This window comes from Neobacillus sp. FW104-15D2 (assembly GCF_058790155.1).
This window is the reverse complement of the sequence record NZ_JBYTCJ010000054.1, coordinates 1-12,350: the sequence shown is the minus strand read 5'-3', so window position 1 is coordinate 12,350 and position 12,350 is coordinate 1. Positions and strand designations below refer to the sequence as shown.

The window sequence follows — 12,350 nt, the reverse complement described above, 5'->3', positions numbered from 1 at the left end:
AACGACATCCATGGGTTATATTTCCTGTATGTAGCGAAGGCTGTCAAGAGCGGGTTTCCTCTTGACTGGTTTCGCTACATACAGGATGCTCCATAAATGGATGCCGTCCCAAAACGGACTTAACTTTTTTGTGTCCAGGATATTGACATAGATCCAAAGGACCTATTAAAAGATTAACTTAAAATAGCTTAGGGTGGGTACTACGGAATTTGAATTAAGCAAATTTAACACCTTTCTTAGGAAAAGATTAATCTGTTACTATTTTTGTTTTAGTTGTTCGATAAACCGCTCAACTACCTGATCGCCATCTTTTTTCTTAAACTCCTTGCCCAGCCTAATTTCTAGAATGTAGGCACCTTCATTGTAATTTACAAAAACCAAAATTGTCTCAACTGACTCCTTCTTTATATATTCATATTGTAAAGGGATCCCATTGATCGTTTTATTTTCATATCCATTAGTGGTCGCTCCCTCAACTTTCCCAGGACGATATTCAATTTTAATTGCCTCTTTCCCTGTATAGGGCCCGTAAAGGATCTTGCTCTTCTGATTCTCTTCCCATTGCTTCCTCTCTTTTTCTTCATTAAAAGCTGGGTCCATATCTCCCTTATTATTGGAATAATAAACAATGAGATCAGTTGGATGATCCATTAGAGGAAGCATAGTCAGTGCTGCAAATTTAATCTGAAATCCCTCAAATATCGGGATCGTCACATTCCTTCCAAAGGCCACAATTGCTTCTTTTTGAATGGAGGCAGTTGAATCACTTTCATTATTGCTAAATGATTTTAACAGCACTGATGAAATCAATAATACAAGGATGGCTGCAACAGTTAGAGGGATAAATCTCCAGCTTACCTCGGACTTCTTTAAATGAGTATTACTTTTTATACTATTAATAAAAAACGTTTTTTCCTCTTTTGAGGTTTTAATATTATTGAATGCATGTTCATTGAGAGAGGTTTTAATTTGGTTTTCTAATTGGTCCATTAATAATCAAACCTCCGTTTAATAATTTCTCTGCCACGAATAAGTCTTGTTTTAACGGTATTTACGCTTAGGTTTAGGATGCTGCTTATCTGCGTTGTGTCCAAATCCTGGTAATAATAAAGGATAATAATTTCCTTATATTTTACTGGCAGGTTCATTATTATTTCCGAAAGCTTCTGGCTCTGAATATTACTAATGGTTGTTTTTTCGACATCATCTTTTGAAGTCTCTTCCTTAAAAAGGCTTGTCAGGTAAACTTTACGGTAATGCCAGCTTTTTAAATAGTCCTTCGATTTATTAATTGCAATTTTAAAAATCCACACTTTCATGGGGCTTTCCCCCCTGAACTCCGACAAATTATTATAAATGGATAGAAATACTTCCTGGGTAATATCCTCCATTACATGATAATTTTTTACATAGACGAAGATTATTTTCTTTACATCTGTGATATAGTCTTCAACTATTTGTTCAAAATCCCTAACCTGCTCTTGTCTTCGACTCTCCAAACCCTTCACCTCTATTTTCTTCTCCCTGTATAAATGACGAGTCCATGAACCTTGAGGGTTCATTATTCAAAAAAATTTTTAGAATTTTTTATAAAATTATCTATGTCATAAAAATAAAAAGCTGTCTCTGGGACAGCTTTAACGCTTTAGTAAACCTTACTCTAAATGCCCCTTTAGCTGTATAAGAAAAAAGTGCTGCCTCAGCACCTCTCTTACTTAACATAAGCCTCAATATGTTTGAGTACACTATTTTACAAACTTGGTTTATTACAGGAATGTTGATCCGTTTGTTCAATAAGCAACTAAAAAGGTGGTTAACCCTTCTTGGATCAACACACCCGATGGTTTTGAAGAAGTAACCAGTCCAACTTTATTCAAAGGCAGAAATTACTTATTTACGATTTTAATTTCTTTTATCGGATAATATACAACATTTGTTGTCCCTATTACCTTTTCCATTGGTATCGCTCCAATAAAACGGCTGTCTTTGCTTTTCCTTCTGTTATCTCCCATTACAAATAAACAATCTTTAGGGACAGTATGGCTGCCTACTGCGGTTTCCTTTAAAGTGAAAGAGCCTGTTAATGTTCCTCCATTTAGCGTTTTCTTATATTTTTCTAAATAAGGTTCGTTATATGCCTTACCGTTTATATATACAATATCATTCTTATACTCAATACTCTCACCTGGGAGTCCAATTACACGTTTAATGTAATCCGAACCATCTGGGGAGTGAAACACAACAATATCAAATCTTTTCGGTTCACCAACTTTGGTTACAACCATACGATCCTTGTCTTGGAGAGTAGGATTCATTGATTCACCGTCGACAACAATGGGAGTAAAGAAAAAAGAGCGAATAATAAATGCTAAAACAATTGCAACCATAATGGATTTAACCCATTCAAACGTTTCACTTTTCTTCTTAATCATTACTTGTCCTCCCTTAATATGCCCAAAATTATATCCTTATTTTACCACAATTACTTGGATATTTATTTTTCTTCAGCTATAATGCTCCGTTTCTTCAATAAAAGAAAAAAGCCTTACTCTTTGTTGAAGCAAAGCCCCCGTTACTTCAAGAACAAATCTTCGCATCTCATATTGCTGCTCAAAACTGGATACCCAGCAAAACCAAGGAATAGTTTAATCTTATTAAATTAATCACCCATTAACATAAACAGACTATTTTTGGAAATGAGAGGAAAGACCCCGACCAATAAGGTTTGCAGAAACAGGACTTTTTCCGATTTCCCTTGCCCATATTGATAATTGCCCAATATGGTGAATTTCATGGGCAATGGTATGTCGCATGATTTCACCCCAAGTATCCGTCACAACTCTTCCATCTGGTAAGGTATCGAAAAATAAACGATTTTCCATATAATCCTCCCAGTTGCTCACAAAGTTTTCCGCTTATAAATGAAATTCAGCGTCCAAATTTCGAACCTTATTCAGGCTTTTAAAATCATCAAAACTCTCCTGAAAGTCGGTTTTACCCTGTAAGAGGCGTATCCAGCTCCATTCGACATCAACTATATGGAAAAGTGTATGCAATATACTTCCCATACCGCCTATTCTTTTTTGTAGTAGTTCTTCTTCACTTAATTCTTCACACCAACGATACCAGTCTTCTCTTACCATCCAGTTATATCTAAAAAATATTTGCAAAAAAAGCCCCCTCCCCATTAGAAATAATTGAACTGTAAAAAACTATAAGAACAACATATAGTAATCGGCACTTCCAGTAGTCGGAGTGGTTACCTTAGGTTCCATTCCCGTACATAAGCGATGAGTTACATATTCGACAGCTCCGGCGCCTCAAATACTTGTCGCAATTCAATCTGACCTTCCCCATGTCCTTGCGGGTCCGGCATCCGCATGGCCCACTCGATGGCTTCTTCCCTCGACTTTACATCAATCAGAATGAACCCGGCAATCAATTCTTTCGATTCCGTAAATGGGCCCTCCGTAACCACAGGCTTTTCCCCTGCTTTCGGATACGACAGGCGAATTCCATTTGAACTTGGATGAAGTCCTTTAGCCGCAACCCGCACGCCTGCCTTAACTAATTCCTCATTGTACCTCGTCATGGCTTCAATGAGCTCAGAGCTCGGGAGCTTGCCGGCTTCCGAATTCTTCGAGGCTTTGACAATCATCATAAACAGCATAAAAACTTCCTCCTTCATTTTTAGAGGCAAATCCCCTAAATGACTTTTTTTAAAATAACCAAACGGTATCTTCAAAATTGACATTGTTAAAAAATCTAAAAATGGGATCAGTCCGTAAAATTTTGTTCTTCTCAGTCGATATTGGCAGTAAACTTACGTCACGTACTTCTTAGTACATGTTTAACAAGAAAATTCATTTTATCCTCAATATCAGCCAACCATTTTTCAAGTATTTCATATATAGATTCGAGGATATTTTGTAAAATCCTTCCTCAACTACCCTGCTCTTACTTTAAGTAATTTCTTTAATCCCAAAGACTAATTTGTACTACTTATGAAAGGTGAAGAATTTAATTCCAAGAAGAAGCTAAAAGCCCTTTCTTGTAGAGTTTTTTTGAATGAGACTGTTATATGTTGGAAGTCTGTTGCTTTTTAATGCTGCAGATTTGCATTTTATAATACGATGAAAAAAGGTTGAAATCCTTTTTAATTTTTTTTTTATTTAACTAAGCGCTTTGCGTTTAGGAGTTTTCCGCTATTTAATGCGATTTCTAGGTAATAATCCTCTCTAAAAGTAAAGATTTGGGCTTATGTATTTCGAAAAAGAGCCCTGACACCTTTGGGATTTAATCATATTGTATTGAAAAGATGTAGAGGGGGTTAGTAAATGAGTGGTACAGGTGCAGGTGGAGGCTTCGCATTAATCGTTGTATTGTTTATCCTGCTTATTATAATTGGAGCGTCATTTATGGGTGGAGGATACGGCGGCGGGTTTTATTAATTAAATAATCTTCTTCTATTTCTAATGAAAGGGGGGATATTTATGTTCGGTTACGGAGGATACGGCGGCGGATTTGGTGGCTGTGGCTGTGGTGGCTATGGTTACGGCGGCGTTGGTTGTGGCGGAGGTTTTGCCATAATCGTTGTCTTGTTTATTTTATTGATTATCATTGGAGCTACTTGCTTTTATTAAATAAAAGTATCCAATATAACTTTTCAAATAAAAAAGCCCAAACAAGGGCTTTTTTATTTGCTTTAATGCACCGAAAGCAACGTTTTATTTCATACCTAACCGAACTTAATGTTTTTCTCCTTGTTATTTCATATTGTAATAAATGTTGAACAAACTATTAACAACTATTATGGCTAAACAGGTCCTATAAAGGAGGTAAGTTCAATAAAAAAGGTTAGAAGAGCGGTTATGATTATTCTCATTTTTTATTTATTGTATATTACCGTATTCGGCATTGTTATTTTTAAAGATAAACATCCGCAGGTTAATAGCACCTTTAAGGAACAGCATAAAGTGGAAAGATTCTATGGAAATAAGGTATCACAGGATCGCGTGATTCTACTAGAAGAAAACACGTTTTCAGAGTTTGCCCGTGTTAACTTAATGAAAAATGCACAGGAGTCTATTGATGTCGCCTATTACTCAATTCATAAAGGATATATTACCGATTTATTATTAGGAATGATTTTGGATGCCGCCGATCGTGGCGTAAAGGTAAGGATTCTTTTGGATGGAATTTTCCATGGTCTTAGATTTAGTCTAAAAGATGCTCAATATGCCTTAATCAATCATCCAAATATCGAACTTAAATTTTATGAACCATTAAATCCTTTACAGCCCTGGACATGGAATAATCGACTACATGATAAATTACTTATGATCGATCACAAGTATGCAGTTATCGGCGGCAGAAATATTGGAAATCGTTATTTTATTCAAAAAGGTGAAAAATCCCCTACGACTGACCGAGATGTTCTTATAATTAATACGGATCCCAAGACAAAGGAAGGCAGTGTTTTGAAACAAATGGAAGGCTACTTTGATGAAGTCTGGAACCATCCAATTACAAAGGCTCCTTTTGATAAGCTATCCTCAGGTCAACAAAAGAAAGCAAAAGAGGCCAATCAACAATTAAAAGAGAAACTAAAGAATTTGCAAAAAACGGATAAAAAAATATTCAATAATTATTATGATTGGGTGAAAATGTCCCTTCCTACTAAAAAAATCACCTTTATTCATAATCCTATACAAAGATTTAATAAAGAACCTTGGGCTTGGTATGATTTAACGAATCTCATGAAGAATTCGAAAAAGTCCTTAGTCATCCAAAGCCCGTATGTTATTCCAACGAAACCTATGCTTCCTTATATGGAAACGTTACATGTTCCTCCGGAAAAGACAACAATTTTAACAAACTCGTTAGCATCGACAGCCAATGTTATGGCCTATTCAGGACATATTAAACATATTAACGATATGGTAAAAAAGGGTGTGAATGTATTGGAATATCAGGGGCCTGACTCCATACATGCCAAAACATTTATCTTTGATCATCAATTGAGTGCCATTGGAGCATTTAATATGGATTCCAGGTCTGCGTTTTTAAATACCGAGTCTATGGTCGTCATTGATAGCGTGGAATTTACCGAGAGTCTCGAAAAGGAAATGAACCATTATTTTAAAAAGAGCTTAAAGGTAGCAAAGGATCAATCGTATATAAAGGACCCCAACTTAAAACCTGGTAAAGTAAGTTGGGTTAAATCATACAGTATAAAAGGATTATCCTTTATAACGGATTTATTCCAGTATTTATTGTAAGGCTCCGGTACAACCATGCTGGAGGAATGAAATAATACGTTCATCATGCATTTACACAACAACCCATGCCCTCTTTCCTAACCACCTGAATTCAATTCTCTGCCAAGTATATCCAGCATTTTAGGACTCTGTCTAATGGGTCTAGGTCAGTATATTGGGCATAATAAAAATTATATTAAGGAGTGATAATATGAGGCTAAGAAATGGAGATTTTTATACAAATGTTCAAACAAATAAGTTATATAAGTTAAATGAAGATAAGGATAGCAGCTGGTACTTCAGTTTGCGTGTAGAAGAAGATTATCATGAAACAGAAAAGATTTCAGGACGTGATATGATTCGATTGGTAGCAAGTAGTTATAAAAAAGTTAATTAATGCTGCTCCATTCCTGTCATGGTACCTGTGTTTTTTAGAGTCTGTAACACTTGAACAAGGAAAAAGTCGCCTTTATGTGAAAAATACTTATTTTAGACGATTATCCGATGATATTAAGATTCCTTCTTAAAAAAAAACGAAAAAAATAATCTAAATCGTAAAATTATTTAGATAACATCAATTATACAGATTAATTAAAATAGTAGGTTTATGTTATATTTACTTTAAGTCTAAACGACTTGGGGAGGAAGTGAATCGATATGAACGATCAACAATCCGAAGAAATGGTTAAGCAATTACGAAGGATTGCGGAAGCATTAGAACGTATTTCACCATCACAGCCAGCAGCCCCTGTATCAAAAGAGACGCAGAAATAAAAATAGAAGTCGCTTCTTTTAGCGGCTTTTTTTATTCCCTCCACTTCCGTCTCATATCCAGGATTTTAAAAGAAACATTCGACAAAGTGAAAATCCTTTTTCATCTCCCTTCCTTTTATTATCTTATCTATGCTCCTTTACTCCTTAATGAAGTAAAACCCTTATTCACATAGTAGTTATGAGGCGGCGTTTTACAAAGGTTCAAATGATTTGGCATTACTAATTCGATAAGCTATTAAATAGATAATAATGTAAATTGGAAAGGAATAAAAAGCACTCCATTTTACAATTGTATAAAGTCCAATCCATTCAAAAAAAGGTTCACCTAAAAAAGAAGTCAATGCGGAATAAATAACAGCTTTTAAAAACGGATTTAGAGTTGGCCTAAATTGTAACCAGAGCATAAGAGATACAGGAATTAAAGTGAAATCCCAAGGTAAAAACGTTGGAATGGTTGGCAATACTCTCCCCGAGTAATGCCAAAACCCGAAAACAAGTCCTAAAAAATCAAGCCAAGAAGCTACACTTAATCCAAAACTTCCAGCTAAAAGCAGTCTTGCCTCACTTCCACGCTTTCGCAGAATGATCCATACAATCCAAGGAATGATTGATAACGCTACTGAAAGCCAAAATTCCCAGTGCCATAAAGTATGTACTTTCCAATAGCTTACATAATCCACTTCTACTTGATGAATTCTTTCAAAAAACTTATCCGAACTTATAATTTCCTCTTTGTTAATCAATGGTTTCATTTTAAATTCACCCTAAAACTATATATAAATCCATTATTGCCCATCTCTGTTCAACTAACACTTCCCATTTTGTGATATTGAACAAATTCCTCATTTTTAAACAACCCTACCCGATTGCTAGTAAAGGCACTGTTCCCATTAGCAGAATTAAGATAACTGACTGAACCTTTCAAACGTTTTACTTTCAGAACATTCATTTAAATTGGTATAGTTATTTTAAAGGAGTGATGGCGATGGAATTTAACGATGTTATTAACGGGCACAAATCCATACGAGAATATGAAAATAGGGAGGTTAGTCAAGAACTGCTAGATCAAATATTAAATGCGGGCATTCGTGCCTCTTCAAGTGGCAATATGCAATCTTATTCAATTATCGTCACTAAAGACAAAGAGCTTAGGGAAAAATTATATACCGCACATATGGAACAGCCTATGGTGGTGAATGCACCTATCCTATTAACATTTTGTGCTGATTTTAATAGAATGAGAAAATGGCTTTCGCTTAATGATGCACCTGTCCATTTTGATAATTTCATGAGCTTTATGATAGGTGCCATTGATGCAACTTTGGCAGCACAAAATTGTGCTTTAGCAGCAGAGAATGCAGGGTTAGGTATTTGCTACATGGGCTCAACGCTTGCTAATTGCGATCAAATTGGAAAATTACTAGACTTGCCACCAAATGTCGTACCAGTTGTGGGTTATTCATTAGGATATCCCGTAGAAAACCCTGCTCCACGAGATCGCCTTCCACAGCAGGGACTCGTTCACTACGATCAGTATCATGATTATTCGGACGAAGAAATTCTAGAAATCTATAAAGATAGAAATGAAAAAGGATGGAAACGCTACATGGACATCCCTCGGCTAAAAGAAATGACAGAACAATTAGGATTAAAGAATTTAGCTCAAATCTATACCATTGCCAAGTATACAAAAGAATCTCATCACGAGTTTTCACAAACCGTACTGAATTACTTGGAGACGCAGAATTTTATGAAAAATGAATGATGGTTTTCAGACCCCCAAAATTGTTTTTGGGGAGTTTTTTTATAGGATTTATTAGACCATCCTTCACTCTAATGTGGTGAACCAAAACGCAATTTGATTACCACTGCCGAATTTACGATTGCTGCGCCAAGTTATGCAAGTACTTTTTCCAAATTTGATAATACTATTATTCTACTTATAGATTAGCCTTTAACTCTCTAAGTAATTGGAAAATTTGTCCCCTGTGATGGGCTTCGTGTTCGATCAAATGATAAACCACCCATTCAGGAGTGACGTCATAATTCTCAAGTTCGCGTGGTTTACGCCAATCATTTAAATCCATTGATCTAAAATATGAAAGAAAAACTTCACGTACCTTCTTTAGACGGTAAAAGTGTTCTTCTAAGCTTTCTCCCTCAACATGAGTCATCTTTCCATCCGTTCGGCATTCTAAAGGAAATAACAACTTGATTTCGGGGTCCCAATCAGTTCCGAGAACTTCTACATAAAGCCAATCTGCCTCAATTAAGGCGATATGAAATAAGAGAGAACCAATTGAGTGTCTATCACCAATTTTTCTATCTAGCAGGTTTTCGCTCATACCGGTTAATGCGGTTATAAGCGTACGACGAACATCCTCTAAGCACCATAACCATCGGCCTATTTCTGGTTCATATCCTGTTAATGAAGTAACAGTTAAAGATTTTTTATCCAATTATTGAACCTCCCTTTACTGATTTAGCCCCGTTGGAGGCTGATTTTAAGGTAATATCGATTGCCGATTAGGAAAAATAAAATACTGCTTAAGGTTATGGCCATAATGACGGTAAACATCGCAGCCCCATTGGTATGGCCTAAAAGGTACCCGCCAATGATAGGACCAAAAAAGTTGCCGATTTTCCGAAACTGGCCCGCCCCGAAATACGTTCCGCGTAAGTGATCTGGTGCCAGCTGGTCGATAAGAATGCTGTTGGAAGGAAATATCAGTATTTCTCCCAAGGTTATTAATACGACAGAAACGATGGATATAACCCACCCATTTACGAATCCAAAACCTAATAACCCGGCAGCCATTAAAACAGATCCTGCTATCATGACTCGCATCGGCTTAAACTTCTCGACTAAATGGCTGATCGGCATTTGCAAAAAGACCACCATCACGGCATTAATCGTCAAAAGGACAGAAAAAATATACACCCCATTGTCCAGTCTTCCCTGAAGGAATTGCGGTATATTTGAATCCAGCTGTACATAGCCCAAATTGATTATAATGATTCCGAGAACTAAATATAGCAGCGCTTTATCTGTTTTAATAATTTGCAAAGAATCTAATATGGTGACAGGTTTATGATTCTTTTCTCTTTTAGGAAGTACCAGCTTTCGCATAAAGAAGAACAAGACAATTGCGTATATAAAATAGGTTGTTCCCGTAATCATAAATGAAATATTTGCTGAACTGACTGCTAAATAGGCACCCACAAGAGGACCGACAGAGGCACCAATATTAATGGCTGTATATCTTAAGGAATAAGCCTTCATCCGGTTTTTCTTATCGGTGACATCGCCCATTAAAGCTTGGGCAGTTGGCTCGAAAAAGGAATTACAAAAACCGTTTAAGGCATTCAGCAGAATGAACCACCCCTGGCTGTTTGCCAGAGTAAATCCGAAATAAACTCCAACAAAGGCAAATAATGAAATAAGCATAATTGGTTTGCGGCCAAAACGGTCGGATAAATGTCCTCCAATAAATCCCCCCACTGTAGCACTTAAAGGACCCATCCCCACAATTAGGCCAATGATAAGCGGCGGCAGCTCCATATGATTAGATAAATAAATAGACAGAAAAGGCAAAGTCATAAATGCCGATCCTCTTGATAAAACTGTACCGATTAACAGTACCCATACAATCATATGAAATTGCCCGATATAATTTTTTATTTTATTCATGATACTCCTTACAGATTTATGTTTGTTTACATAATATTATTATGTACACCTAAATTAACTAAAAATAAGATTAAAATATTTTTCCAAGTTGAGACTTCCTATCGGTGTTACATTAACTGCTCTGCAATCCTTTCTGGGTTCCACCCACTCCAGCTCGTAAAGTTTATGGACAATAGCTTTTCCGAGCGATCCTCCCAGATGATATTTCTTTTCTGTCCCATCCAGGCATTTTCTCGAAAAAGAACGTTTACTTCTCTTTATTTCATCCATATTAATTCCGAAATTCTTTAACAGGAGAAGACCTGTGTCAGTCACAAGGAAATCACGCTCTCCTTCTATTAAAATAGACTTCTTTACTAGGGCTTGAGTCAAAGCCACACCAAACTCCCCAGCAAAATGATCATAACAGGTCCTTGCTTTTTTGATCGCCTTCGCTTCTGTTTCCCGTATCATCCATTAGCACCTCCGGACATTCTCGCAACAGCCTCTCTACTATATTCTGAATTTTTCCTTTAACTCCTTTTTTTCCTTTAAAAAATAAAAAACGCTGTTCCGTTTTGGCTCACAGCGCTTTACTAGTTAATTAAAAGATAATCTTAATTCTTTGAAGGCTTGCAAAAGATTCGCTTTTACACGAAACTTTTCAAGCTTAATTCCTAATTGAACCATGGTCTGGGCGATTTCAGGCCTAATGCCTGTAATGATCGTCTCTACCCCAATAAGTCCCAGTGCATCTACGACCTTAAACATCTCGTTGGCGACCATTGTATCCATAATCATAACACCGGATACATCAAGCACAAGGTGGGTTAGATTTAACCTCCCAGATTGGTTAAGCGTTTCTTCCAATAACAGTTTTGCCCGTTCGGTATCCAAATCACCGATTAAGGGAAGCACCCCTACACCCTTTATAATCGGAATAACGGGCACCGATAATTCAAGAAAAGCGCTTTTCGCATTATCAAGTGATTTTTGATAGGCATTTACATAAGCGATGCTGGTATGATAAATGGCATTGTCTAAAAGAGGATCGATAACGGAAATAACATTAAAAACAGTATCGGCTGACATTTCCTGTTTCCGTGCTTCAGATCTTATTTCCTTCCAGATATGCTCGCGGAAATAGCGCATATCCTTTAATGTTTCATCCAATGGAGCACCAATAGAGCAGCAGTAGTCCCCTTTGTTTTGTCCCCATTTTATGACCTGTTGATTTACCTAAGTCAATTCAGGATAATGGATAAGAGCCTCTCCAACCAATGCAAAAAATTGCATCCGAATATCCATAATATGCTTTATGATTGCTTTTAATTCTGGTGTTTCTGCACTTTGGGAGTCCCTGCCATTCGGTCGGTGTGTACTCTTTCAGCAATCTCTTTGCTTTTTTCTATCAGCAATTCACCTAATATCTCTAATTCTTTTTGCATGCACAGACCTCCAACAGGCGCTTTTTCAAATAGTTTAAAACCCAATTGGGTGAATTTATTGGTTAACATTGGTATTCTTTCATTTTATGTAACTGCTTAGGTTCTTAAATGTTTAGCTTTAAAAAAAAACGGGTACTTATCGCCAACTTCCAAAAACCTGGAAAGCTGGTGATGCAAATGAAATATTCAAAGAAACAG

General features: G+C 36.5%; 14 protein-coding genes and 1 pseudogene. 5 read left to right on the top strand and 10 right to left on the bottom strand.

Going from position 1 to position 12,350, the window contains the following annotated elements; translation table 11 throughout:
• Positions 1 to 258: 258 nt before the first annotated feature.
• The 5 genes and pseudogenes from AC3WR0_RS24840 to AC3WR0_RS24820 form a co-directional block, all read right to left on the bottom strand.
• Positions 259 to 990: a hypothetical protein gene (locus AC3WR0_RS24840; protein ID WP_492554772.1), complete on the bottom strand. Its 732-nt coding sequence runs from the start codon at positions 988 to 990 to the stop codon at positions 259 to 261.
• Positions 990 to 1,499: a sigma-70 family RNA polymerase sigma factor gene (locus tag AC3WR0_RS24835; protein ID WP_492554771.1), complete on the bottom strand. Its 510-nt coding sequence runs from the start codon at positions 1,497 to 1,499 to the stop codon at positions 990 to 992. The genes AC3WR0_RS24840 and AC3WR0_RS24835 overlap by 1 nt, the downstream gene beginning before the upstream one ends.
• A 387-nt stretch (positions 1,500 to 1,886) precedes the next feature.
• Positions 1,887 to 2,432, bottom strand: a complete 546-nt coding sequence (gene lepB / locus AC3WR0_RS24830) for a signal peptidase I (RefSeq protein ID WP_492554770.1) — start codon at positions 2,430 to 2,432, stop codon at positions 1,887 to 1,889.
• A 252-nt stretch (positions 2,433 to 2,684) separates the two neighbouring features.
• A pseudogene (locus AC3WR0_RS24825) lies at positions 2,685 to 3,170 on the bottom strand (DinB family protein).
• Positions 3,171 to 3,295: 125 nt separating this feature from the next.
• Positions 3,296 to 3,670, bottom strand: coding sequence for a YciI family protein (locus AC3WR0_RS24820; RefSeq protein WP_492554773.1), 375 nt, complete (start codon positions 3,668 to 3,670; stop codon positions 3,296 to 3,298).
• A 667-nt stretch (positions 3,671 to 4,337) separates the two neighbouring features.
• Here AC3WR0_RS24820 and AC3WR0_RS24815 point away from each other — a divergent pair.
• The 4 genes from AC3WR0_RS24815 (at position 4,338) to AC3WR0_RS24800 (ending at position 6,657) form a co-directional block, all read left to right on the top strand.
• Positions 4,338 to 4,451, top strand: a complete 114-nt coding sequence (locus AC3WR0_RS24815; protein ID WP_081680141.1) for a YjcZ family sporulation protein — start codon at positions 4,338 to 4,340, stop codon at positions 4,449 to 4,451.
• Between the two features lie 42 nt (positions 4,452 to 4,493).
• On the top strand, positions 4,494 to 4,643 hold the full coding sequence (locus AC3WR0_RS24810; RefSeq protein ID WP_492554769.1) for a YjcZ family sporulation protein: 150 nt from the start codon (positions 4,494 to 4,496) through the stop codon (positions 4,641 to 4,643).
• 228 nt (positions 4,644 to 4,871) lie between these two features.
• Positions 4,872 to 6,281 carry a phospholipase D-like domain-containing protein gene (locus AC3WR0_RS24805; RefSeq protein WP_492554768.1) on the top strand — a complete coding sequence of 470 codons (1,410 nt, stop codon included), beginning with the start codon at positions 4,872 to 4,874 and terminating at the stop codon, positions 6,279 to 6,281.
• 190 nt (positions 6,282 to 6,471) lie between these two features.
• Positions 6,472 to 6,657, top strand: coding sequence for a hypothetical protein (locus AC3WR0_RS24800; RefSeq protein ID WP_492554767.1), 186 nt, complete (start codon positions 6,472 to 6,474; stop codon positions 6,655 to 6,657).
• A 568-nt stretch (positions 6,658 to 7,225) separates the two neighbouring features.
• On the opposite strand, the gene AC3WR0_RS24795 is transcribed toward AC3WR0_RS24800, so the two are convergent.
• The gene (locus tag AC3WR0_RS24795) at positions 7,226 to 7,786 is read right to left on the bottom strand and encodes a CBO0543 family protein (protein WP_492554766.1); all 561 of its coding nucleotides are present in this window, start codon (positions 7,784 to 7,786) and stop codon (positions 7,226 to 7,228) included.
• 233 nt (positions 7,787 to 8,019) lie between these two features.
• On the opposite strand from AC3WR0_RS24795, the gene AC3WR0_RS24790 reads away from it, so the two are divergent.
• Positions 8,020 to 8,799, top strand: coding sequence for a nitroreductase family protein (locus tag AC3WR0_RS24790; protein ID WP_492554765.1), 780 nt, complete (start codon positions 8,020 to 8,022; stop codon positions 8,797 to 8,799).
• A gap of 175 nt (positions 8,800 to 8,974) precedes the next feature.
• Here AC3WR0_RS24790 and AC3WR0_RS24785 read toward each other — a convergent pair whose 3' ends face one another.
• From AC3WR0_RS24785 to AC3WR0_RS24770, 4 genes are all read right to left on the bottom strand, one after another.
• Positions 8,975 to 9,493, bottom strand: a complete 519-nt coding sequence (locus tag AC3WR0_RS24785) for a DinB family protein (protein WP_492554764.1) — start codon at positions 9,491 to 9,493, stop codon at positions 8,975 to 8,977.
• Between the two features lie 23 nt (positions 9,494 to 9,516).
• A complete protein-coding gene (locus tag AC3WR0_RS24780; RefSeq protein ID WP_492554763.1) occupies positions 9,517 to 10,725 on the bottom strand; it encodes an MDR family MFS transporter in 1,209 nt (402 codons plus the stop codon).
• Between the two features lie 54 nt (positions 10,726 to 10,779).
• Entirely contained in the window at positions 10,780 to 11,178 is a 399-nt protein-coding gene (locus tag AC3WR0_RS24775) for a hypothetical protein (RefSeq protein WP_492554762.1), read from the bottom strand.
• A 126-nt stretch (positions 11,179 to 11,304) separates the two neighbouring features.
• On the bottom strand, positions 11,305 to 11,877 hold the full coding sequence (locus tag AC3WR0_RS24770) for an STAS domain-containing protein (RefSeq protein WP_492554761.1): 573 nt from the start codon (positions 11,875 to 11,877) through the stop codon (positions 11,305 to 11,307).
• Between the last annotated feature and the right edge of the window lie 473 nt (positions 11,878 to 12,350).

What these genes read in the sequence shown, in the direction of transcription:
- AC3WR0_RS24840 (WP_492554772.1), bottom strand. Translation starts at nt 990, where the DNA reads ATGGACCAATTAGAAAACCAAATTAAAACCTCTCTCAATGAACATGCA.
- lepB (WP_492554770.1), bottom strand. Translation starts at nt 2,432, where the DNA reads ATGATTAAGAAGAAAAGTGAAACGTTTGAATGGGTTAAATCCATTATG.
- AC3WR0_RS24820 (WP_492554773.1), bottom strand. Translation starts at nt 3,670, where the DNA reads ATGCTGTTTATGATGATTGTCAAAGCCTCGAAGAATTCGGAAGCCGGC.
- AC3WR0_RS24815 (WP_081680141.1), top strand. Translation starts at nt 4,338, where the DNA reads ATGAGTGGTACAGGTGCAGGTGGAGGCTTCGCATTAATCGTTGTATTG.
- AC3WR0_RS24810 (WP_492554769.1), top strand. Translation starts at nt 4,494, where the DNA reads ATGTTCGGTTACGGAGGATACGGCGGCGGATTTGGTGGCTGTGGCTGT.
- AC3WR0_RS24805 (WP_492554768.1), top strand. Translation starts at nt 4,872, where the DNA reads ATGATTATTCTCATTTTTTATTTATTGTATATTACCGTATTCGGCATT.
- AC3WR0_RS24800 (WP_492554767.1), top strand. Translation starts at nt 6,472, where the DNA reads ATGAGGCTAAGAAATGGAGATTTTTATACAAATGTTCAAACAAATAAG.
- AC3WR0_RS24795 (WP_492554766.1), bottom strand. Translation starts at nt 7,786, where the DNA reads ATGAAACCATTGATTAACAAAGAGGAAATTATAAGTTCGGATAAGTTT.
- AC3WR0_RS24790 (WP_492554765.1), top strand. Translation starts at nt 8,020, where the DNA reads ATGGAATTTAACGATGTTATTAACGGGCACAAATCCATACGAGAATAT.
- AC3WR0_RS24780 (WP_492554763.1), bottom strand. Translation starts at nt 10,725, where the DNA reads ATGAATAAAATAAAAAATTATATCGGGCAATTTCATATGATTGTATGG.
- AC3WR0_RS24775 (WP_492554762.1), bottom strand. Translation starts at nt 11,178, where the DNA reads ATGATACGGGAAACAGAAGCGAAGGCGATCAAAAAAGCAAGGACCTGT.